The organism is Fischerella sp. (genome assembly GCF_013388695.1).
In the GTDB taxonomy this organism is placed as follows: Bacteria; Cyanobacteriota; Cyanobacteriia; order Cyanobacteriales; family Nostocaceae; genus PCC9605.
Genome location: NZ_JACAEU010000014.1, coordinates 51,428 through 72,101, shown reverse-complemented (window position 1 = coordinate 72,101; position 20,674 = coordinate 51,428). Strand labels below are relative to the sequence as shown.

At 41.9% G+C, this 20,674-nt stretch carries 21 protein-coding genes; 5 read left to right on the top strand and 16 right to left on the bottom strand.

Annotated features, from left to right (window positions below):
- Positions 1-10 precede the first annotated feature (10 nt).
- Together HXY43_RS02700 and psbP are read right to left on the bottom strand one after the other, a co-directional pair.
- On the bottom strand, positions 11-610 hold the full coding sequence (locus tag HXY43_RS02700; protein ID WP_290879693.1) for a nucleoside triphosphate pyrophosphatase: 600 nt from the start codon (positions 608-610) through the stop codon (positions 11-13).
- Positions 611-754: 144 nt separating this feature from the next.
- Complete coding sequence (psbP, locus tag HXY43_RS02695) at positions 755-1,300, bottom strand: photosystem II reaction center PsbP (RefSeq protein WP_026730910.1); 546 nt, start codon at positions 1,298-1,300, stop codon at positions 755-757.
- A gap of 70 nt (positions 1,301-1,370) precedes the next feature.
- On the opposite strand from psbP, the gene HXY43_RS02690 reads away from it, so the two are divergent.
- On the top strand, positions 1,371-1,994 hold the full coding sequence (locus HXY43_RS02690; RefSeq protein ID WP_290879690.1) for a hypothetical protein: 624 nt from the start codon (positions 1,371-1,373) through the stop codon (positions 1,992-1,994).
- A 235-nt stretch (positions 1,995-2,229) separates the two neighbouring features.
- Here the strand turns inward: HXY43_RS02690 and HXY43_RS02685 are convergent, their stop codons facing one another.
- The 9 genes from HXY43_RS02685 to HXY43_RS02645 all read right to left on the bottom strand — a co-directional run bounded on the left by HXY43_RS02685 (position 2,230) and on the right by HXY43_RS02645 (position 11,729).
- On the bottom strand, positions 2,230-3,630 hold the full coding sequence (locus HXY43_RS02685) for a PP2C family protein-serine/threonine phosphatase (protein ID WP_290879688.1): 1,401 nt from the start codon (positions 3,628-3,630) through the stop codon (positions 2,230-2,232).
- Positions 3,631-4,588: 958 nt separating this feature from the next.
- The gene (gene ftsY, locus HXY43_RS02680; protein ID WP_290879686.1) at positions 4,589-6,190 is read right to left on the bottom strand and encodes a signal recognition particle-docking protein FtsY; all 1,602 of its coding nucleotides are present in this window, start codon (positions 6,188-6,190) and stop codon (positions 4,589-4,591) included.
- Between the two features lie 294 nt (positions 6,191-6,484).
- A complete protein-coding gene (gene nusB, locus HXY43_RS02675; protein ID WP_290879684.1) occupies positions 6,485-7,117 on the bottom strand; it encodes a transcription antitermination factor NusB in 633 nt (210 codons plus the stop codon).
- Between the two features lie 98 nt (positions 7,118-7,215).
- The gene (locus HXY43_RS02670; RefSeq protein ID WP_290879682.1) at positions 7,216-7,989 is read right to left on the bottom strand and encodes a DUF502 domain-containing protein; all 774 of its coding nucleotides are present in this window, start codon (positions 7,987-7,989) and stop codon (positions 7,216-7,218) included.
- A 594-nt stretch (positions 7,990-8,583) separates the two neighbouring features.
- Positions 8,584-9,033 carry a dTDP-4-dehydrorhamnose 3,5-epimerase gene (locus HXY43_RS02665; RefSeq protein ID WP_290879679.1) on the bottom strand — a complete coding sequence of 150 codons (450 nt, stop codon included), beginning with the start codon at positions 9,031-9,033 and terminating at the stop codon, positions 8,584-8,586.
- A gap of 126 nt (positions 9,034-9,159) precedes the next feature.
- Complete coding sequence (locus HXY43_RS02660) at positions 9,160-10,746, bottom strand: glucose-6-phosphate isomerase (RefSeq protein WP_290879677.1); 1,587 nt, start codon at positions 10,744-10,746, stop codon at positions 9,160-9,162.
- A 103-nt stretch (positions 10,747-10,849) separates the two neighbouring features.
- Positions 10,850-11,098, bottom strand: a complete 249-nt coding sequence (locus HXY43_RS02655; RefSeq protein ID WP_290879741.1) for a cytotoxic translational repressor of toxin-antitoxin stability system — start codon at positions 11,096-11,098, stop codon at positions 10,850-10,852.
- Positions 11,099-11,256: 158 nt separating this feature from the next.
- Positions 11,257-11,454: a hypothetical protein gene (locus tag HXY43_RS02650; RefSeq protein ID WP_026730899.1), complete on the bottom strand. Its 198-nt coding sequence runs from the start codon at positions 11,452-11,454 to the stop codon at positions 11,257-11,259.
- Between the two features lie 125 nt (positions 11,455-11,579).
- Positions 11,580-11,729, bottom strand: coding sequence for a ribbon-helix-helix protein, CopG family (locus tag HXY43_RS02645; protein WP_290879675.1), 150 nt, complete (start codon positions 11,727-11,729; stop codon positions 11,580-11,582).
- A gap of 33 nt (positions 11,730-11,762) precedes the next feature.
- Here HXY43_RS02645 and HXY43_RS02640 point away from each other — a divergent pair, with 33 nt between their 5' ends.
- The 3 genes from HXY43_RS02640 (at position 11,763) to HXY43_RS02630 (ending at position 14,381) form a co-directional block, all read left to right on the top strand.
- Positions 11,763-12,338, top strand: a complete 576-nt coding sequence (locus HXY43_RS02640) for a helix-turn-helix domain-containing protein (protein ID WP_290879673.1) — start codon at positions 11,763-11,765, stop codon at positions 12,336-12,338.
- 152 nt (positions 12,339-12,490) lie between these two features.
- Positions 12,491-13,612 (top strand): branched-chain amino acid ABC transporter permease, encoded by a 1,122-nt coding sequence (locus tag HXY43_RS02635; RefSeq protein WP_290879671.1) that lies wholly within the window; start codon positions 12,491-12,493, stop codon positions 13,610-13,612.
- A complete protein-coding gene (locus tag HXY43_RS02630) occupies positions 13,602-14,381 on the top strand; it encodes an ABC transporter ATP-binding protein (RefSeq protein WP_290879669.1) in 780 nt (259 codons plus the stop codon). The genes HXY43_RS02635 and HXY43_RS02630 overlap by 11 nt, the downstream gene beginning before the upstream one ends.
- A 205-nt stretch (positions 14,382-14,586) precedes the next feature.
- On the opposite strand, the gene HXY43_RS02625 is transcribed toward HXY43_RS02630, so the two are convergent.
- The 5 genes from HXY43_RS02625 to HXY43_RS02605 all read right to left on the bottom strand — a co-directional run bounded on the left by HXY43_RS02625 (position 14,587) and on the right by HXY43_RS02605 (position 19,072).
- The gene (locus HXY43_RS02625) at positions 14,587-14,772 is read right to left on the bottom strand and encodes a hypothetical protein (protein WP_290879667.1); all 186 of its coding nucleotides are present in this window, start codon (positions 14,770-14,772) and stop codon (positions 14,587-14,589) included.
- The gene (locus HXY43_RS02620; RefSeq protein ID WP_290879665.1) at positions 14,765-15,610 is read right to left on the bottom strand and encodes a DNA adenine methylase; all 846 of its coding nucleotides are present in this window, start codon (positions 15,608-15,610) and stop codon (positions 14,765-14,767) included. Before HXY43_RS02620 ends, HXY43_RS02625 begins: the two co-directional genes overlap by 8 nt.
- Positions 15,611-16,216: 606 nt before the next feature.
- Positions 16,217-16,780 carry a metalloregulator ArsR/SmtB family transcription factor gene (locus HXY43_RS02615; RefSeq protein WP_290879662.1) on the bottom strand — a complete coding sequence of 188 codons (564 nt, stop codon included), beginning with the start codon at positions 16,778-16,780 and terminating at the stop codon, positions 16,217-16,219.
- 563 nt (positions 16,781-17,343) lie between these two features.
- Positions 17,344-18,390 carry a glutathione S-transferase family protein gene (locus tag HXY43_RS02610; RefSeq protein ID WP_290879660.1) on the bottom strand — a complete coding sequence of 349 codons (1,047 nt, stop codon included), beginning with the start codon at positions 18,388-18,390 and terminating at the stop codon, positions 17,344-17,346.
- A 4-nt stretch (positions 18,391-18,394) separates the two neighbouring features.
- Entirely contained in the window at positions 18,395-19,072 is a 678-nt protein-coding gene (locus HXY43_RS02605; protein WP_290879657.1) for a Uma2 family endonuclease, read from the bottom strand.
- Positions 19,073-19,277: 205 nt separating this feature from the next.
- Between HXY43_RS02605 and HXY43_RS02600 the strand changes: the two genes are divergently transcribed.
- Entirely contained in the window at positions 19,278-20,549 is a 1,272-nt protein-coding gene (locus HXY43_RS02600; protein ID WP_290879654.1) for a class I SAM-dependent methyltransferase, read from the top strand.
- Positions 20,550-20,674 lie beyond the last annotated feature (125 nt).

Here is a 20,674-nt window from a genome sequence, read left to right as displayed (position 1 = left end):
CCACTATCCACTAACACTCATTCCAAAAATCAGTCACCTCATACCCAAGTTCTACCAGCATTTGCCGTAGTAGAGGCAAACTCAGCCCAATCACATTACTGTGACAACCTTCGAGTTTTTCTACAAACAAACCACCACGGCCTTCCAAGGCAAAAGCCCCAGCACACTTGAGGGGTTCACCTGTAGCAACATATGCATCAATAGTGCGATCGCTTATTGACGCGAAGTAAACTCTTGTTACCTGACACTTGACTAAAGTGCGGTTGTGAGAAAGGTCAATTAAGGCATGACCAGTGTATAGGTCGCCAATATTACCTCGCATCATTTGCCAACGTTGATATGCTTCTTCTGCATTTTTTGGTTTGCCGTGAATTTCACCATTAACAGCTAAAACTGAATCACAACCCACGATCAAACCAGATGGAAACTGAGGGGCTACAGTTTCCGCTTTCCGTTGGGCAAGAGTTTGCACCAATTGTGCTGGATCGCTAAGTTTGACTTGCGACTCATCAAAATCACTAGGACAAATAACTGGTTCAATACCAGCAGTTTGCAGCAAGCGGCGTCGCGCCGGTGAAGCAGAGGCGAGTATAAATTGAGGAATGCCCATATGTGAAGAGTGGGGAGAGTGGGAGAGGGGGAGAGTGGGGGCTAGGGGCCCCCTCTGGGGTTGGGGGCTGTGGGAGAATAACAACCAACAACCAAAAACCAACCACTAACTACTAACTACTAACTTTTGATCAATGACTAATGACTAATACACAGAAAAAGAATCAACAGATTCTTCAATCATGCCTTTGACTTTCCGCCAGCGTTTTTCGGGAATGGAGGCATTAAAAGTAAAAAGTTTACCCCGGCTGGTGGCAACACTGGCCAGATTGTGGCGTTTTTGGTTATTGGGAAGCGTGATTAAGTACTCTAATTTGTAATAAGTTTTACCGTTAGATTCTCGCTGTTCGGCGTTGACTAATTCGGCTGTCCGTCCTGAACCTTCAGGAGCAAGAGCATTTTTTCCTAGTCTATATCCTACCTCACCAGCTGTACCTAGTTCTGTTAAAGTTTTGGCTTCCGGTACCGGACTAATTACAACAGAGATATTTTCACTCATTTCGATCAAATCGTGGAAGACTACATCAGGACCGTTAGCAACTTTAACTTGCACCCAGCCGTTAGGATATAAGAACTGATAGCCATCGTTAGTGTTTACATAGCTTTTGAGTGCAGCAGCAGTAGCCGAACCGTAATTAGTTAAGCTGAAGCTAAACACCAATAGCAAAATTACTGCAATTCGTTTCCACATTTGTTTTAATTCCTTTAGGCTGGAAGCAACACAAGGCGAGTGTAATTTTTCGTTTTTCATTGTGCCACGGATGCTGACAACTTACGAACTGCGCTGGTTTTACCCTGGTAAGGTACCAGAAGACATCCAACATTGGTTTGAGCAGAATTGTCTAGTTCAGCCAATACAATCTCCAGAAGCACGAGAAGATTTATATCTTTACTCTCCCAAATGTGAATTTTTGGGAATCAAATTACGGCAAGATCAACTGGAAATCAAATGGCGTAAAGCAGAGTTAGGCGTGATGTCTATTGGCGAATTTATTGAGGGCAAAGTTGAAAAATGGACTAAATGGCTTTGTCAAGATCCAATGGAAGAAAGTTCTCAACTACAACAGATTTTCAGCCATCCTGCTTGGGTAAGTATTAAAAAAGTTCGCTATTCACAACATTACCAGGTCTCATCTGAATTTTCACTACAACCTGTATCTAGTAAAGAAAATATCGATAATGGTTGTAGTGTGGAACTAACCCATCTTGTCATTAGCGATCGCGATTGGTGGAGTCTTGCTTTTGAAGCTTTTGGTGATGACGCCCGTTTACTCGATAATCTTCAGTTCACAGCCAATAGTATATTCAATACCTATGAAGGCTCAAAGCTGCTTGCTGTAGATTCTTATGCCTATCCAATTTGGTTAGCGTTAGCTTGTCGATAACAAAACAAATTAGATTAACGTAATAATCGGTTAACTTATGTTAATAATAATACTTATAAAATTCTGAAAAGTAAGGCAATAAAAATAAAGTTAAGGTCAAATACTTGACCATCATACTGGGATAGCGATCGCTCATCACCAAGATGATTCCCAAGCAATTAATTTAATGTTTGTCATTAGTCATTTGTCCTTTGTCATTTGTAATAACTAATGACCAATGACAAGTGACTAATGATTATTGACTATCAACTTGCAACACAACCAACGTCATATCATCGGTATTTTGTTTCTCAGTACCGATGAATTGTTGTACTCGTTCAAACAGGTAATCTAGAATTTCCTGTGGGGTATCGCAACGCCTGCAAGCAGCGCTGAATTCATCGACGAAGTTTTCTTCTTCAAAGCGATCGCCACTTGCGGCGGCTGCGTCGGTCAAGCCATCTGTATAGTAAATAATTGTATCTCCCGGTTCTAACTTGGCTTGACCATCTTCGTACTGGCTGTTAGCATCCAAACCAATCAGCATTCCTAGAGTATCTAAGCGCGTTACAGTTTTCGTGGCGGCGTGCCACCAGATCGGAGGATTGTGTGCAGCATTACTATAGGACAAAATCTGGGTTTGCGGGTCGTATTCTGAGTAAAACAATGTGACGAAGCGGTTGGAATTTTCTAAATCCGCATACATGACTCGATTCAAATTTTGGAGAATCTGGGCAGGAGTGTTACTGTGCAGCACCTCTCCCCGTAGCATTCCCCGCATCATTGTCATAATTAGCCCTGCGGGAACACCTTTACCCATCACATCACCAATCACCAAAGCCCAACGACTAGGTTCCGCCATTGCATCTACGGTTGGCGGCAAAATCAAATTTTGATTAGTAGGAATAAAGTCGTAGTAGTCTCCACCCACGCGATTAGCTGGTTTACAACGTGCAGCCAGAACTACACCAGGAATAGTAGGGCATTGGCGTGGCAGAAGTCGCCGTTGAATCTCTGCACCAATTTCTAGTTCTTGGTCTAGGCGTTCTTTTTTCCTTAGTTCTACAGCAAGTTCATCGTTTTCAATCGCTACTGCGGTTTGGTCTGCCACTAACCGGACTAACTTTTGTCTGGTTTCCGTCCAACTATACTCTGGATCGCGGCTCAAAACATAAAGCCATCCCCGTTCTACATGCTTGACCAGAATTGCCGTGCCAAAGACTTGCACATCCGGCCCTAGATGTTGATGCATTTGAGCATCCAAAATACTTGTGGTAGTTGCTAGCGGCGATGTATTTGGCGTATGTGTAATTTGGCTACTTGCTGTTTCTAGTGCTTTGCGGATATCTTTCCTTTGGCGACTGTCCTGCCAGTGAAGCTGTTCTAGCCTGACTTGACCGTTGGGTTTGTAGAGAAACAGTGCGCTACCGTCGGCATCTGTAACTCTTGTTGCCATTAGGGGTATCAACTCTAAAAACTGATTTAAGTTGTTAAAGCTTCTGAGGGCAAATCCTAAAGAACTTAGCAAATCTTGGATCTTGTTCTGTTCCCGGTGCAGCCTTGCCACAAGTTCTTTCAGCGCCACAACTGGGGTAACATCTGTTGCGGCACTAGTATTACTGTCGGTGGGTTCAGAAGGCAGTTTAGGCACAAGCACAGGTATTATTTCACTTCAATAAGCAGATTCGAGATTACTTTTTAATCAACTGGGTTTGGAATCGCTAAACCATATTGAGACAAGATTCGTCAGTTTAGCAAGAGTAGAAAGACGTAAGTGTAAATTTTACAAGTTTTTCATTTTCGATCTCATTTCTTCATCAATCCTAGGTATTTCAAGTGATGTATTTTTAGTCTAAAACCGATCTATCAACAGCAGTAATTTTTACTAAGTAACTGAAGGCTCTAAATTTTTTCATAATTTTATTACTATGTCATATACCTTAAGAGATAAAAATCTGCTGGAAAATTAGGTATAGGTGTCGCTTTTTCATTGTCACTTTTGAAACTGAGGGGTAAAGTACATGAGGGGTTTTACCATTTTGAAATTATACAAAGAGGATGCTGTTGAACTTCTTCTATTAAGAAATAGAAGTTATTTAAAAAACTCAGAAGAAAATCATAACTCAAGATATTTCACTTGAACATTAGATATGATGATGTTTTAGTCATGTTATTACACTTACACTCTTTAAACTACATTCAGAGAATATTTTGGGGCATTGATCGGCAAATCCTGGGAAAGAGTTTGTAAGTACTATTCCAATAAACTTACATCAAATAAGACTTTTTGCAGCAATGTTTTACATACCTTTTGTGAGTCGGTCAAAGAAAGCATTAAGTTGCAATTCTAGCAAAGGTTTCCCGCCTTTTATCACCAACTAACAGTTTGTTGGACTTACGCTTTTTTCAGTATGTTCTTTTCAAGCGATTCAACTGAATAATATCAGATATAGTAAGTCTAAATTTATTAGTGTTGAAAAAAACTCTTCAATCAGTGTTGTGTGGCAGAAATAGCTAGTACAGGAAGGCAGAAATAATCTGAGTGTTAAGAACAGACAAAAAACTTACAGTACAAGCTTTTTACCTGCTGCCTCCTGCATAGCTGCTTTCTTACACTAGCCACTTAAAAGTGCTTCGACAAACTCGTAGCTGGAAAAAGGACGTAAGTCTTCGATGCCTTCACCAGCACCAATAAAGCGAATTGGTAAACCCAACTGCTGCACAACCGCAAGAGCAACGCCTCCTTTAGCAGTGCTGTCTAGCTTGGTCAATACCACACCAGTGAGATTGGCAGCTTCGGAAAACACTTCTGCTTGCCGCAATCCATTTTGACCCAAAGTGGCATCAAGAACCAATAGTGATTCTACTTTAGCGTTGGCGGCTTTTTTGTCGATAATCCGACGAATTTTACTGAGTTCCTCCATTAAATTTTTCTTATTTTGAAGTCTGCCTGCGGTATCTACCAGAAGTAATTCTGTTTCCCGGGCTTGTGCCGCTGCAATCGCATCGAACACTACAGCAGCCGGATCTGTATTCTTACCCGGATTGGCAATGACTTCTACACCGCTGCGATCGCCCCAAATCTTCACCTGTTGCACAGCAGCAGCGCGGAAAGTATCCGCCGCCCCAATCAAGCATTGGTAGCCGGATTTTTGCGCCAAGTGAGCAATTTTGCCGATAGTAGTGGTTTTCCCAGCCCCGTTTACTCCGGTAATTAACCAAATGTTCAAAGTATCTTTTTCGGGGGCAAACAAAGGCTTTTGAGATTTATGAATCGGCTCATCCAGCATATCCCGCAGGATGCGTTTGAGGTAGGCGATCGCTTCTTCTGGTGGCAAAGCTTCTTCGCGCAGCTTTTTCTGTAAAGCGTTGATGATGTAATCTGTCGCCTCTACACCCACATCAGCTTGCAACAGCAATGCCTCAATTTCTGCTACCCCAGCTTGGTTCAGCGGGCCTTGACCGACAATTGCCTTGAGTTGATTGACAATGTTACGACGGGTTTTGTCTAAGCCTTGCCGTAGCCTTTTTAGCCAGGTAATTTCCTCAATCGAAATATCTTCTACACGCCTACCTTGTGCCGCCAGCACTTCCGCTGACCACAAAAATCCTTCATCAAAAGCTAGTTCGGGTATTTCTTCTGTTACTGTTGCAGTAGTAGTGGCAGCTGCTGCTGGTTGTACTTCTTCCGGTTCTGTGACTTCAATCGCGGTAGCAATTAATCGTTCCTGCTTTGCTTGTCGTTCTGCTGCTGCTCGTTCTAACAAGGATACAGGCGTTGCTGGTTGTGTTATCTCTTCTTGTTTTACCTCTTCCTCGACTACAACTTCTGGACTTTCTTCTGCTGTAGCAGGTGGCGCTTCTGCGATTGGTGCAACTGTGACAGCTGGTTCTTCAACTGCTGTTGTTTCAGTTTCTAGTGATGGTGTTGTTGTGGCAGTATCTTCCGATACCGATGTTTCTGGTGCAGCCTCAGCTATTGCTTCACTACTAGGTGGAGTTTCGACTGATTGGGGTTGTTGCTTTTGCTGAATATTTTTGTAAGCAGCTTTAGCATATGCCAGCAAATCTGTCGCTACTGGTTGTTCTGTTGCTGGGGTTGGCGTTGCTGCTGATTCTGGGGAAGATGGTTCTACAACAGGAGTTTCTGCCTGTTGTTCTGGGGAGGTAGTATCTGGAGATTCGTTATATTTACGACGAAACCAATTGAAAGCCATTTGCAGCTAATTATGTTAGTGATGATTTATCTCCACACTACCAAGTAAATATCTCAAGCTGCGATCGCGCCAAAAAAGAGTGGGGAGGTGGGGAGTAGTCAATTAAAAACTAAAAATTAAAAATTAAAAATTTTGAATTTTACATTTTTAATTCCCCGAAGGGGAGATGGGGGAGTGGACATCGAGCATTGGGCATTGGGCATTGGTCATTGGGAATTGGAAATAACCAGCAACCACTAACCACTAACTACTAACTACTAACCACTAACCACCAACAACCAACCACCAACCAATCTAAACAGTTTGTTTTTGCTGCTGCGTGACTCGGCGCAGAACACCGTTGATAAATCGATGGCCTTCTTCGCCACTGTAACGTTTGGCTAGTTCTACAGCTTCGTCAATCGCCACGCTGTTAGGAACTCCTAGATACAGCATTTCTGCCACAGCAATTCGCAAAATATCGCGATCAATTTGAGCGAGGCGAGTCACTTGCCAATCTACTAAAGCCGTACCTATTTGTTCATCTATATTTTTTCGCTCTTCATCGACTGTTCTGACAATTTCAATGGCGTATCTGCTAACTTCTTTGTCTTGGTTGGCTAACTGAATCAATTCAGGAAACTCAATTGCTGCACTCAGTTGGTTGATTGCAGTTTGAGTGTAAGAGATAGCCTCCTTCACCATAGTTCTTGCGGTATTCACATCAGTGGCGCGAGTTTGGCTACTTAAGAGGCGATCGCTACTGCGTTGCAGTTCGCCAACGGCATTATCCAGAGTATCTTGCACTTCCGATCTTAAGGTGCGTACTGCTGCCAGCACTAATTTCGGTAGTTGGTCTTCAGTTAGTTTTTTTGGATTGGCTGGCAGCTGAGAGAGACTCAAAAGCGCCAATTCACGGGCGATTTGACGGGGTTTCCGAGGTTGCATAAAAGTTTAAGTGAGGGAGTATGAGGAGTGTTTTAGAGAAATCAATGGAGTTAAAAGTATATCAGCAACGCCTGCTTATTAACTAAACATGATTGATTTTAAGTATCTTCGACGGGAAAAACTTGCCGTTTTGGTTCTATAGGTGACACTTCCAATTGGCGGTCTTTGGTAATAATTAGAGAAGTTAGGGGTGTGTTGGGGGCAACGATACCACCAGAAACTATGATTTTAAAGGCATCTTCTATCGACATCGACAGGTTAACTACATCATCTTCGGGAACTACTGCATACCATCCAGTTGTAGGGTTGGGAGTCGTGGGAATAAAAATACTGAGCATGGGGCGGGACATGTGAGTTTGAATGTCACTGCTGACAACACCAGTTACAAAAGCGATCGCCCAAATTCCCTGGCGGGGATACTCTACCAAAATTACACGGCGGAACTTGCCATTTGTATCTTTGAGTACTGTTTCCAGAAGTTGCTTGAGAGTTTTGTATACCTGTCCAGCCAAAGGAATCGCTTGTAGGACTCGCTCACCAAAATCCAGCAACCACCGTCCAACAATGTTCCTAGCCATCAAGCCAATCAAGAGAATACTCAACAGCGGTACCATCAGTCCCACTAACAGATTTAGTAGATTAACTAAGATGGGGTGCATTCCATCAAAAGGATTCAGTTGTTTAGGAATGCGAGTGAGAAAGTTAATGACCCAGCTGGCAATGGTAATCGATAGCCAAATAGTAGTTGCTAGGGGAATTACCACCAACAAACCAGCAATCAGGTCATTTTTTAAATCCTGCTTCCAGCGATCGATTACCAAACCGCGATTCTCCTTTTTTAGGGTAGTAGAATTTCTGTTATTGGAATTCATAACAGCAGTTTCGTCAAATGGCGAAGACAGTCCTTGACATATAAGACGGCATTAGCTAATAACTGTTCGGTTACAGTCAACAGTTGCACCGCTGCCGTCAAAAATTTGCTTCTGGCTAGAGAACAAGCTATTTTTCTATCCTAATTTGAGCATATAGACTTATACCAACGGCGATCGCAGTTGGATAATCTAAATACGGTGTTACTTTACTTTTTAAGACTTGTAAATGATTGTTGCAAGCCTTAAGGGTATTTCTAATACTACCGCGCTCGCTCAAAAGCTGCTTATAATTCTGAAAGTCTTTATTGCCAAGTTCAGAATCTGTTTGTTTGTTGAGCTAGCCTGATGAGGACATCATCGAATATTCTGAAAAATTTATTTGCAAAATATGAAATTATATAATTTATTCTAACTTAACAGAATTAATCAGCTACAGGGTCAAGGCTGGAACAAAGCTGTTTAAAAATCCACGCTAGTCACACTACAAGCGAACGCCTAGGTACAGGTTTACGTCAAAAAACTAGAACTACACATGGTTCGTAGTAAGCACAAAGCATGCTTACTACAAGCCAAGAAAATTTTGTAGTCATTTTTTCATCTCACATTGGCTTCTTGAATTCTAGCTTCCAGATTTTTCAATGCTTGAGTAACCGCTGCCAAATCGTAAGGAAATGGTCGTCCACGAGTAATATAATCCCGCTCTTGAACTGGCCGATGACGCAGCACTGCATTCACGACAACACACATCTGCGAACTGAGATTTATCGCTCCGTGCAGCACTCCTGGTGGGATAGTTACTACTACGGGATAATCTTCACTTAAGGGAATATACTGATATTGTTTGTCAATCAAAGTTACGATCGCAAATTCGCCTTTGACTACGAGTAATTGGTCAGTTTGCGATTTGTGAACAAATAAATCATCGACCGTATTGGGCGGAATCTGCACGAGCATTGTTTCGTGACTGGCTTGGGGGGTGAAGAATTCAGCCATTCCCCCTTTAATTGATTCCAACTTACGAATTGCTATTCTTCTTGCACTCATAAACAATGTCCTAAAAAAGCATCCTAAAGATTGAAGATTGAACTTCAATTTAAGATGCTCAATTATGAAATATTGTTACAAGTGAACAATATTACACCAAATATGGTAAAGGAGTTGTTAAATCTATCAGGCGATAGAGACCTTTAAACTGCTGGGTTGAGCGAGATTACCTTGTAAAACTACACCCCGTTGATTAGCGTGGAGATGACGCAGAATTATGTAAATTGACTCAATTCGGTCTGTCGCACCTGCTTTCTGGGCGATTTCCTCTAGAGTCAGAGGTGCTTTTTCTGTTTGCAGAACTTCCACTACTTGTTTTTGCAAGTCAAGAATCGCAGCGGCGGCTTTTTTGCCAGCTTCTACCCCTGGTTGATGGTAGGCGTTGATGTTGATTAAACTGGCATACAAACCAACAGCGCGTTCGTATAAAGCAATTAATGCCCCGACAGTGCGGGAATTAACTTGAGGGATGGTAACTGTAATCGAATAGCGATGATTTTCGTACAGTGCTTGTCTGGTTCCTTGCAGAAAACCGGAAAGATAATCGCCTGACGTGATTCCGGGTTCGATTTCTGGGGATGGACTTTTACGGTCTTCCAATACTTCAATGAAGGTAGCAAAGAAATTCGGCACACCCTCGCGTAACTGCTGGACGTAGGCGTGTTGGTCAGTTGAACCTTTGTTACCATACACGGCAATACCCTGATGAACAATGTTACCTTCTAAGTCTTTCTCCTTACCCAAGGATTCCATCACCAACTGTTGTAAGTAGCGGCTAAATAAAAGTAGGCTGTCTTTGTAAGGTAGAACCACCATGTCTTTTTCGCCCTTGCCGTTGCCAGCATAATACCAAGACAGGGCTAACAATGCCGCTGGGTTGTTTTTGATCTCAGGGATGCGGGTAGCGTCATCCATTTCTTTCGCACCCTCCAGCATGGCACGGATATCAATACCCTGCAATACTGCCGGTAATAGCCCCACGGCAGACAGTTCAGAAGTACGTCCGCCTACCCAATCGAACATGGGAAACCTGGCTAACCAGCCTTCAGATTTTGCTTGTTCATCCAGCTTGCTACCAGGCATGGTAATTGCGATCGCATAATTGGCGAAATCCAAATTATGTCCGGCGTAGGCTTTTTTGATCTCCGTCATCCCATTGCGTGGTTCTGGTGTACCTCCAGATTTGGAAATCACCAATACCAAAGTGCTAGAAAGGCGGTTTCGCACATGAGTTAAAACGCGATCTATACCCACTGGATCGGTGTTGTCGATAAAGTGGATAGCCAGTGGTGGAAAGTCTGGGGCTAAAGCTTCAGCAACGAATTGGGGACCGAGGGCAGAACCACCGATACCAATAGAGATAATATCGGTGAAGCGGGAAGCTTTGGGGGGATGAATTGCACCTGTGTGGACTTTTTCGGCAAATACTTCAATTTGCTCTATGGTACTGACAATTTCTTGTGTCAGTTCTGGAGTAGGCGCTAAATCGGGGTTTCGCAACCAATAATGTCCAACCATACGATTTTCATCAGGGTTGGCGATCGCTCCCCTCTCAAGTTCTGCCATATCCGCAAAAGCCTTCTCAAACTTTGGCTGTAACGCCTCCACAAAGGCATCATCAAAGCCCATCCGGCTTATGTCTAGGTAAAATCCTAATCCTTCATGGAAATATAGCCATTTCTGGTATCGTTGCCAAAGTGCCGTAGCGTCCATAGGGAAATCTCAAGTAAAGTGATTTTCAAAAACAAGTTTAAGCCAAGGATAGAGCAAGCTTTGTCCCTCTAATACAGTTTTAAATGTTCACACACTGCTGACTCTACACATCTGGCATTGGTATGACTCGCAAAAATTTCACGATTTCACCCCTTAGTTCTATACCAACCAAATAATTATCGAGAATAAAACGGTAAAAAATACCTTCTCCATCGAGTTGGCGTAGTTCCAGGCAATGCAGTTGCCTTTTATCTGCAAACTCAACAAAGACAAAATCATAAACCCGCTGATAGGCAGCTGGTTCTAAATTCTTGAGGTCTATTAAAAAAGACCGCGCATAGCGCACTTCCATATTCACAGGGAGTGGGAGAGTGGGGGCTAGGGGCCCCCTTTGGGGTTGGGGGCTGTGGGGGAGTGGGAGAGTGGGAGAGTAGGGGAGTAGGGGAGTGGGAGAGTGGAGAGAGTAAGTAAATCACTAACCACTAACCACTAACCACTAACTCCTAACCCTTATGAAAAAGTTAACAATCGGATAGCTTCTTCATGGGTTAAAGTGTCCCAAGGTTGCTGCGATCGCTTGACTTCTTGTATGCCTTTGAGCATGTAAAAATCACAATGTAGGGCGTAAACGGCATTCCAAACACTTTCCAACTCCTCGTCGGCTAACTGCTCTATTAAATGATGGATTCTGATTCGCAGCAAGTTCATAATACATCTGCCTAGTACAATCAACATTTAGTCTTCCCATCTAGACCTCCCTTCGGGTACTCCCGCCACAACAAAGTTTGGCGGTGAGGGGAATTGCGGGACAATTAAAGAGGTTCGATGCCTCTTTAATTGTCAATCTTTTTCTTGATTTTCTTTTTAAGGTTACGAATGAATTCACGAATTACCTCTGTTTGAGTTCTATCTTCTTGTTCACAATAGGCTTTAAGAATTTCTAGCTCTTGTTCTGGCAACCTGATATCTATGCGAGTAGTCATGACATGTACGGAAATATGCTGTACAATGACTATATGCTACTAACTTACCAGTACAAACTCAACCCCACGCCACAGCAGGTCGTCACAATGGAAGCCTGGGGTGAGTTGCTGCGTCGCCATTACAACTATGCGTTAGGACAAAGACTGGATTGGTTAAATCGTTCAAGATGCCAAATTGACCGTTGTAGTTTGGTTTGTGAGCCAATTGGTGAGATTTCAGAGAAAGCTGATTATTACACACAAGCAAGTGACCTCAAGCAAACTAAAGAACTATTTGCTGAATATAAAAACATTTATGCCGACTGCCAGCAACAAAACCTAATGAGGTTAGATAAGGCTTGGAAACGGTGGTTAATACCAGATAAGAACGGCAAGCGAGGAGGACGTCCGCGTTTTAAAAAGCATGGTGATATTTGCTCATTCACTTTCCCGCGTGTTAACTCTCCCAAAGCAGGAGCGCATCTGGTTATTGACCGAGACTGGAACAGCGCAATCAATCTTTTAAATTTTGGGTCGGTTGGACTACCGATTCCTGGCTGCGGAGGCTTAGGGGATACCCAGCCTATGAGGCAGCAAGTCTCTTATGTGAATTTGAGATGCTGCCGCTAACTCAAAAGCAGTTAGCGGGGGAGTTGTCACAAAGTAGGCTTTGGTTAACGAGAGAGTGGAGATAGGGAGATGGGGTGATGGAGAGAGTAGAGGAAGTAGGGGAAGATAGGGATAATAATTTTTGACTAATGACCAATGACCAATGACTAAATATGGTTGACTATCTCATTTTCTTAGCAATTTCTACATCAATTTTTGCTTTATTCAGTCTGGGACTGAATTTACAGTGGGGTTTTACAGGCTTAATTAACTTTGGTCATGTGGCATTCATGACGCTAGGGGCATATACAACTGTGTTATTAAGTTTAAAGGGAGTCCCTCTGCTGCTGGCGGCATTAATTGGGGGTGTTTTAGCAGCATTGTTAGGTTTGATAATTGGTTTTTCGACTCTGCGTTTGCGGGAAGATTATCTAGCGATTGTCACTATCGGTGTTGGAGAAGTAATTCGTCTGATCGTTAACAATCAGGATTTACCTGTAGGTGACACCTGGATATCTGGGGCGTTTGGCGTGCAAAGCTATCCTATACCGCTAGCGAATTTGCAACCCAATTTGTTTGTCAAACTGCTGATGATTGGGGTGCTGACGCTGGTTGCTGGTATAACTTTTTATTGGTTGTGGCGCTGGATACGTCCGAAGGATTCACTCAAGCGGGCTAGTAAAAAGCAAGAGTTTGTATCGCGTCTAGTGATAGGAATTATCTTAGGACTGTTGTCAGCGGCAATTTATATTTCTGGGGTGATTGCCCTATATAATTACAATCCGAAAGCGGGTTTGATGCTGTTGTCGCTGGTAGTATTGGCTTTTGTTTTCTGGCGATTGGAAATTTTGGTGCGATCGCCTTGGGGTCGAATTCTGAAAGCCATCCGCGAAGATGAACAAGTTCCTAAAGCACTAGGAAAAAATGTTTTTTGGTATAAATTGCAATCTTTTATGTTAGGCGGTGCGATCGCTGGAATTGCTGGTGCTTTCTTTGCATGGCAACTTAGCGCTATTTACCCTGATAATTTCCAGCCGCAGCTTACCTTCGATGCTTGGATTATGGTGATCTTAGGAGGTTCCGGTAATAATGTTGGCACTATCTTAGGTGCAGTCATTTACTTTGCTTACGATACCCTCACCCGTGAATTTTTGCCGAAAATTTTCACTAATCTTTCCTCCGATCAATTGGGTGCATTTCGCATCATGGTAATAGGACTGATCTTGATGGTGCTGATGATTTGGCGTCCTCAAGGTATCTTAGGCAAAAAGGAGGAACTTACCCTTGGTAAATAACGACTCTTCCCAATTTCCCTTATTAGCTGCGAGTGGACTTTGCAAAAGCTTTGGTGGCATTAAGGCGGTATACAACGCCGAAATTCAAGTACCACCTGGCAGCATTACTGGCTTGATCGGCCCTAACGGTGCTGGTAAAACCACTTTATTTAACTTACTTTCTAACTTCATCCGTCCCGATAAAGGACGAGTGATTTTTGATGGTGAACCCATTCAGCACTTGCAGCCCCATAAAATTGCCCAACAAGGGTTAGTACGTACGTTTCAGGTTGCCCGCGCCCTCTCTCGATTGTCAGTGCTGGAAAATCTGCTACTGGCAGCCCAAAAACAAACCGGTGAGAATTTTTGGCAGTTGCAATTGCAACCCCATGTGGTTGCCAAAGAAGAAAAGCAGCTGCAACAACAGGCGATGGCTGTATTAGAATCGGTGGGTTTAGTGCATAAAGCCGACGATTACGCCGGTGGGTTATCTGGCGGACAACGCAAGCTGTTGGAAATTGGGCGGGCGCTAATGACTAATCCCAAATTAATTTTGTTGGATGAACCTGCGGCTGGGGTGAATCCCAGACTGATTGATGACATATGCGATCGCATTGTCGCCTGGAATAAGGGAGGGATGACGTTTTTGATTATTGAACACAATATGGATGTGATCATGTCATTGTGCGATCGCGTTTGGGTACTTGCCGAAGGGCAAAATTTGGCTGACGGTACACCAGAGGAAATTCAGCGTAATCCCAAAGTTTTAGAAGCTTATTTAGGAAAATGAGTAGAAGACAGCAAGTGGGAAAGTGGGGGAGTGGGAGATGGGGAGTAGTCAATTCAAAATTCAAAATTCAAAATTCAAAATTTTTAATTTTTAATTTTACATTTTTAATTCCCCGAAGGGGGGATGGGGAGACAGCTAACCACTAACCACTAACCACTAACTACTAACTCTTGACTAGTGACCAATGACAAATGACTATTAAATTTTAAATTCTTGACGCACTAAGGAGCATTGCCATTAATCTACTTTCTCTGAATTCATTAATACTTGCAGAGTCTATTTCAAAAAACCCTATCTTAGATATATTTTCTAGAATATGATATTTTTGAAATAACTTTTCCCAGGCAATATCATTTTTAGATTTTTGTCTTTGAATCGATAAGTCACTCATAGTTTTTTACTAATATTTCGTCTACTTTACCTCTTTTTTTTGCATTTGAATTGATAGCTCTAATTGCTGATATTTTTGTATATTTATAACCTTCATACAAGTCTGTGATGAAGTTTGTATAAGCATTACTCAATAGAACTTTACAACCTCTTCTGTCTAAATCATCAAATGTATCTTTTAACCTAATTTGTTCATCTTTATTAAATCCATTTACATCATAGACAGTAAAAGAAGCAGTATCTGAAACCGGATCATAAGGAGGATCAAGATACACAAAGTCTCCTCTTTTAGCATCTTTAAGAGCATCTTGAAAATCTAAATTTAATATTTTAATTTCGTTATCATTCAAATATTTACTTACAGCTTTTAAAACAGCTACATCTAAAATATTTGGATTTTTATATTTACCAAAAGGCACATTAAACTGTCCTTGAGAATTAACTCTAAATAAGCCATTGTAACAAGTCTTGTTCAGAAAAATAATTCTTGATGCTCGTTGTACTGGTGTTTTGTCTTGAAAAGTTTCTTCCCTGTCCCAATCTCTAATGGCATAATAATACTCCTCATTATTTTCATGAGATTTTAAATCATCAATTAGTTCATCAACTGAGTCTCTAACAATTTTATAACAATTGATTAGTTCAGTATTACTATCATTAATTACAGCCTTTTTAGGTTGCAAAGCAAACAAGAGCGCTCCTCCGCCAAGAAAAGGTTCATAGTAGGTTTGGTAATTATAATTTTTAGGAATATAATTTTCTACAATTAATGGAACAAGTTGTCTTTTTCCTCCTGCCCACTTCAGAAACGGTTTTACTAGCTTATTGACTGCGACCATTGTTTGACCTAACAAATCATTAAATAACACTGATATAGTACTATTGTACTATAGATATAGTTAACTCGCTCATAAATATTACAGCTATTCGATATAGTAAAGGTGCAAAGTTAATTTTGAGCAATTCCGACCCAAAAAACGAAGACTCATACCATTTCACGTTAATCACGATACATATAAATTTTGTAGAGACGCGAAATTTCGCGTCTCTACACTGTCTGTATTTGTATCAGAGTTTTTGTGAAATGGTATCAAATGATAAATTTTTGAGCTAGCCTATGAAGGGTACAGAATTGAACGAGTAAAAGCAAAAAGAAATATTAATAGTGATACTTCCAGACGCAAACACATTAATGAAATATTAATCATGAACTAATGAATACTAAGTTTATACAGCATATAAAATTTCATACTGTAAGATACCCAACTTTTGGTGAGAACTCGGGGGTCTTACAGGATGCATTTTACGTTTAATTTGGTTGTTCTGCTTAATAAATATAGCAAAATTATTGCCACTGCTGAGTAAAAATTATTAAAGCTTCTGTTTTCGGCTCTATTTTCATCCTTTCCTCTTTGTCTTATGGCTTCGTCAACAATTCCTCTCGATTAATCTGTATAACGCCAATATATCCCGTCTTTTTGGTGGATTAAATGATAACTAATCAACTCCCGTCTGAGATTAGAAAAATCAGGATGGTAACGCTTGAGAATTTCATCAATTGTACGTTCTGAGTACTGAACTCCCACTTCAAATTTGTTTGCCAGCCACTTCAAAATTACCAAGCGTTTTTTACGACTCGCAGGAATTTCTTTAAGACGTTCTCCTTCTATATAAGTCTGGAGTATCTTGCTTTCCCATACTTTTATATCCGCATCCTCAACCCAAGAAGCTATCTTCTGTAGTGTCAAAATTTCTTTGCTGAAGCTTTGTAAAGTATTGCCATCCAACTGGTAAAGATGAGTATTACCTTCAGGACGCATGGTCACTAGATTTACTTCTTTTAATTTCGCCAAATGATGAGATACTGTCGGTTCTTTAAGTTGCAGCAATACCGCCAATTCTTCGACACTGCACTCTTGGTTAGCCAGAAAAGCTAAAATTTTTAATCGGCTTTCATCAGCCAAAGCTTTGAAGAAACGTAGCAAGATTTGAAATTGTTCCGTTTTCATAATTTGTTATAAACTAATTAGATTTAAATCTAATTAGTGTTCGGTCAAATTAGTGGTGCAATAGTCATCCGCCACAGCATAGTTGCTGTGTTGATGGATTTTGTCTTTATGTTGATTTTGTTACGTTTTTCTAAGAATATTGAGATTTCTTAAGCAGTTTTTTACATTTCGCCATACTTAGCCGCTTATATAATCGAAAAAGAAAAAACAGAGTACTATTGAAGCGAGGTATTTCTCTGGTATAAGCAGCGAAATTCCTAAATGTAGACCAAGCAAATCTCTACATGGTTTTGTAAAAACGACAGATCCTCGCCTCTAGAACTAAGTGGAAGAACTAGAGTTAGTGCAGGATTATTAGATTATCGAGCAAGAAAAATAATAAACTGATTAGTTTTTCCTAATCAGCAAATAAAAATTAAAAATAGTAAAAGGTAGGAGACTCAGTTGGCAGAAAGCAGAAGGAAAAATCTGTTTCCAGATAATGGAGAAATTAGTAAAAATCAACAACCAACCACTAACCACTAACCAATGTACAGACGTGCCATGGCACGTCTCTACAACCACTAACCACTAACACCTAACCCTATACTTTCACGACGATGTGGTTCCAAAAGACTTGTAACATCAGGGCCACAGGGGATGATCCCGCCAGGATTGAGTGGGAAAAGGTTGCCATAGTAGTCTCGCTTTACACTTTCTAAATCGCAGGTGTCCGCAACTCCTGGAAGCTGATACAAGTCACGCAAGTAAGCACCTAGATTTTTATAGTCTTGAATTCTCTTGCGATTGCACTTGAATAGCCCGTAATAGACTATATCAAAGCGGAATAGGGTAGTGAACAAACGTACATCCGCCAGTGTGACTCTGTCTCCGCACAGGTATCGACTTATTTCTAGTGCCGCGTCAATTTCGTCCAAAGTAGCGAAAAGTTCGTTACAAGCTTTGTCATATGCTACTTGAGTTTGGGCAAAGCCGCAGCGATACACGCCATTATTTACCGCATGGTAGATTTTCTCGTTCCAACGGTCAATTTGCTCACGCAGTTCTTCCGGATAAAGGTCAAGTGTGGGATTGGTTGCGAACTCGTTGAACTGAGAGTTCAACATCACAATAATCTCCGCGCTTTCATTGTTAACGATCGTCTTGGTTTGCATATCCCACAGCACGGGAACCGTACAGCGCCCTTTGTAACTTGGTTGTGCTAGATTGTACAGTTCAGGAAGAGTGCGGCAACCTTCTTCTTCTTGGTTGATAACCCAGATTCCCTCGTTCGGTGAAGGAGACACAATAGATACTGGTATGGCATCTTCAAGACCTTTGAGCGATCGCACAACTAGGGTTCTGTGTGCCCAAGGACATCCTAAACCAACATAAAGACGATAGCGTCCTGCTTGTGGTTGGTAGGGATTGCCTGCTTCCGTGCTGATGGAGTTCCGGAACTGACTGGCAGGACGGATGTACTCTCCCGATTTGTTGCGGGGGGCAAGATTCGACATCATGATCTGCCAAAGAGTCGTCCAGACAAATTTTCCCAACCGGATGACGATCCCAGAAGGAAGCGACTTACCCTTTTTCTTTGTCTGTTGGTTGCTCAGATTTTTGTCCTGCACAAGATTATCTCCTCAATTTCTCTATAAATGCTTGATGTTCCGCTGTTTGCAATCCTTGTTGAACAACAGCTAAAACCTCAGCCATGTCACCCTCTCGTAAAGCGTTGACTGCTAACCATAATCCAGGGAAAATCTGGCTGCGAATTACTCCGGTTGCATCTGGTTCTAGCGAGATATATCGCCCTTGGTGAAGTGTGAACCAATCTAGGCGATTTTCGTAACTTTGCCAGACAATATACTCTTGTACTCCATTGCGGCGATAGGCATTGAGTTTGTCGTTGAGGTCATAAGCAGCACTGCTAGCAGCAATTTCTGCAATTAATTCCGGTGTGCCTTCAATATAATCATCATCACTGATGCGAGATTTGCCGCCTACCTCTGGTTCAATTCGCAATAGTGCATCGGGTTGGGGTTCGTTATCAGGATCTAAGCGTACGGTGGCGTTGTCCTGCAAGTCTACTCCAGGCGTTGCAGCACTATAAACTAGCAACCAACCAATAATTTGAGCATGGGGTCTACCATGACCTTTAGCACGTACGGGTGATGCCAAGTACACTACTCCTTCTATCAATTCTGCTTTAATATTCTGTGGCATTGCCTGATAGCGGCGCTCGAACTCGTAGCGAGTCAAGCGATCGCCACTTTCCAAAGGGGGAAGGTTAGTAGTAGATATAGCTGGCATAGGAGCAACAAGCTTTATACTTTTACATCGATTCTAAGCTAAACAACTGAGATGAGTACAAATATTGAATCTACCTACTTGAGCATTACTATTTGGGTAACGATTTTATGTCCTGAAAGCAAAGCGCATTCAGCCTGAATTGATAAAACTCAACATAGTGCTGAACTTATTCGTATCAAATCTAAAATTTTCAATCTCAAAGTTTATGGATTCTCATCCAACGCTGTGTACTGCCATAGCCGATTACATTACCACCAGCCCCCAAAAGCGAATCACTTTCGCTGCATACATGGAAATGGCATTGTATCACCCTGACTACGGCTACTATTCCACTCAGGCAATGAACCTTGGCAAGCAGGGAGATTTTTTCACTTCTGTTCACCTGGGTGCAGATTTTGGCGAGTTGCTGGCTGAGCAATTTTTCCAGATGTGGGAAATTTTAGGTCAACCTATGCGTTTTTCTCTGGTAGAAATGGGTGCAGGCCAAGGGCATTTAGCATGGGATATTCTAAAGTATGTACAGCAGCGCTATCCAGATTTTTTTGCAGCACTAGAGTATGTAATTGTAGAAAAGTCACCGCGTTTAAAGCAAGAACAACAACAACGCCTGCAAGAATTTACAGTACGCTGGTGCAGTTTAGAAGAAATACCAGAAGACTCCATTATTGGCTGCTTTTTTTCTAACGAATTGGTGGATGCTTTGCCAGTGCATCAGTTCATTCTCGAAAATGGACAATTGCAGGAAATTTATGTGACTGTACAGGAAGAGTCAAGAGTCAATAGTCAAGAGTCAATAGTCAATGGTCAAGAGTCATTGGTTTCTCCTACTTCCCCCTTTCTCCCTCTCCCCCTCTCCCCCTCTCCCCCTCAAGCATTCACAGAAATCACAGGTGAACCTTCCACTCCCAAACTGGTTGAATATTTTGATTTAGTTGGCATTCAGTTTACAGAAAATCTCTATCCAGAGGGCTACCGCAGTGAGGTAAATTTAGCAGCTTTGGATTGGTTAAGTGTAGTAGCAGACCGTTTGCAGCGAGGGTATGTGCTAACTATAGATTATGGCTATCCCGCCAGCCGTTACTATAATCCTAGGCGATCGCAAGGGACGCTACAGTGCTACTGGCGTCATCAGCGTCATAATAACCCCTATATCAATATCGGGCGACAAGACATCACAGCTCATGTTGACTTTACTGCTTTAGAACGATGGGGTGAACGCTGCGGATTAACTAAAGTGGGTTTGACGCAGCAAGAATTGTTTTTGATGGCACTGGGTTTGGGCGATCGCATTGCGTCTCTATCCTATACAAAGCAGCCAATCTCTGAGTTGCTGCGACGGCGAGATGCATTACACCAGCTTTTAGATCCCTTTGGATTGGGCAGATTTAGTGTTTTACTGCAAACTAAAGGATTGACAGAGACAGAAATATCTCAACCACTGAAGGGATTTAGCATGCCCGAACCAGCATCAATCTAAAAAATTTAAAATTTTGTTAATCTCGCTTGGGGAATAGTTAACTTAACATAACACTGATGACAGTGAAAAAATAGACATTCAGAAGGTAATAATTATGACCACCCATGACCTATTAATGTTAATCG

Bases quoted from the DNA above. Each gene is read 5' to 3' on its own strand.
- HXY43_RS02600 (WP_290879654.1), top strand. From the start codon at position 19,278: ATGGATTCTCATCCAACGCTGTGTACTGCCATAGCCGATTACATTACC.
- HXY43_RS02655 (WP_290879741.1), bottom strand. From the start codon at position 11,098: ATGGAAGTGCGCTATGCGCGGTCTTTTTTAATAGACCTCAAGAATTTA.
- HXY43_RS02660 (WP_290879677.1), bottom strand. From the start codon at position 10,746: ATGGACGCTACGGCACTTTGGCAACGATACCAGAAATGGCTATATTTC.
- HXY43_RS02645 (WP_290879675.1), bottom strand. From the start codon at position 11,729: ATGACTACTCGCATAGATATCAGGTTGCCAGAACAAGAGCTAGAAATT.
- HXY43_RS02700 (WP_290879693.1), bottom strand. From the start codon at position 610: ATGGGCATTCCTCAATTTATACTCGCCTCTGCTTCACCGGCGCGACGC.
- HXY43_RS02650 (WP_026730899.1), bottom strand. From the start codon at position 11,454: ATGAACTTGCTGCGAATCAGAATCCATCATTTAATAGAGCAGTTAGCC.
- HXY43_RS02620 (WP_290879665.1), bottom strand. From the start codon at position 15,610: ATGGTCGCAGTCAATAAGCTAGTAAAACCGTTTCTGAAGTGGGCAGGA.
- nusB (WP_290879684.1), bottom strand. From the start codon at position 7,117: ATGCAACCTCGGAAACCCCGTCAAATCGCCCGTGAATTGGCGCTTTTG.
- HXY43_RS02635 (WP_290879671.1), top strand. From the start codon at position 12,491: ATGGTTGACTATCTCATTTTCTTAGCAATTTCTACATCAATTTTTGCT.
- HXY43_RS02640 (WP_290879673.1), top strand. From the start codon at position 11,763: ATGCTACTAACTTACCAGTACAAACTCAACCCCACGCCACAGCAGGTC.
- HXY43_RS02615 (WP_290879662.1), bottom strand. From the start codon at position 16,780: ATGAAAACGGAACAATTTCAAATCTTGCTACGTTTCTTCAAAGCTTTG.
- HXY43_RS02670 (WP_290879682.1), bottom strand. From the start codon at position 7,989: ATGAATTCCAATAACAGAAATTCTACTACCCTAAAAAAGGAGAATCGC.
- HXY43_RS02690 (WP_290879690.1), top strand. From the start codon at position 1,371: ATGCTGACAACTTACGAACTGCGCTGGTTTTACCCTGGTAAGGTACCA.
- psbP (WP_026730910.1), bottom strand. From the start codon at position 1,300: ATGTGGAAACGAATTGCAGTAATTTTGCTATTGGTGTTTAGCTTCAGC.
- HXY43_RS02665 (WP_290879679.1), bottom strand. From the start codon at position 9,033: ATGAGTGCAAGAAGAATAGCAATTCGTAAGTTGGAATCAATTAAAGGG.
- ftsY (WP_290879686.1), bottom strand. From the start codon at position 6,190: ATGGCTTTCAATTGGTTTCGTCGTAAATATAACGAATCTCCAGATACT.
- HXY43_RS02625 (WP_290879667.1), bottom strand. From the start codon at position 14,772: ATGAGTGACTTATCGATTCAAAGACAAAAATCTAAAAATGATATTGCC.
- HXY43_RS02605 (WP_290879657.1), bottom strand. From the start codon at position 19,072: ATGCCAGCTATATCTACTACTAACCTTCCCCCTTTGGAAAGTGGCGAT.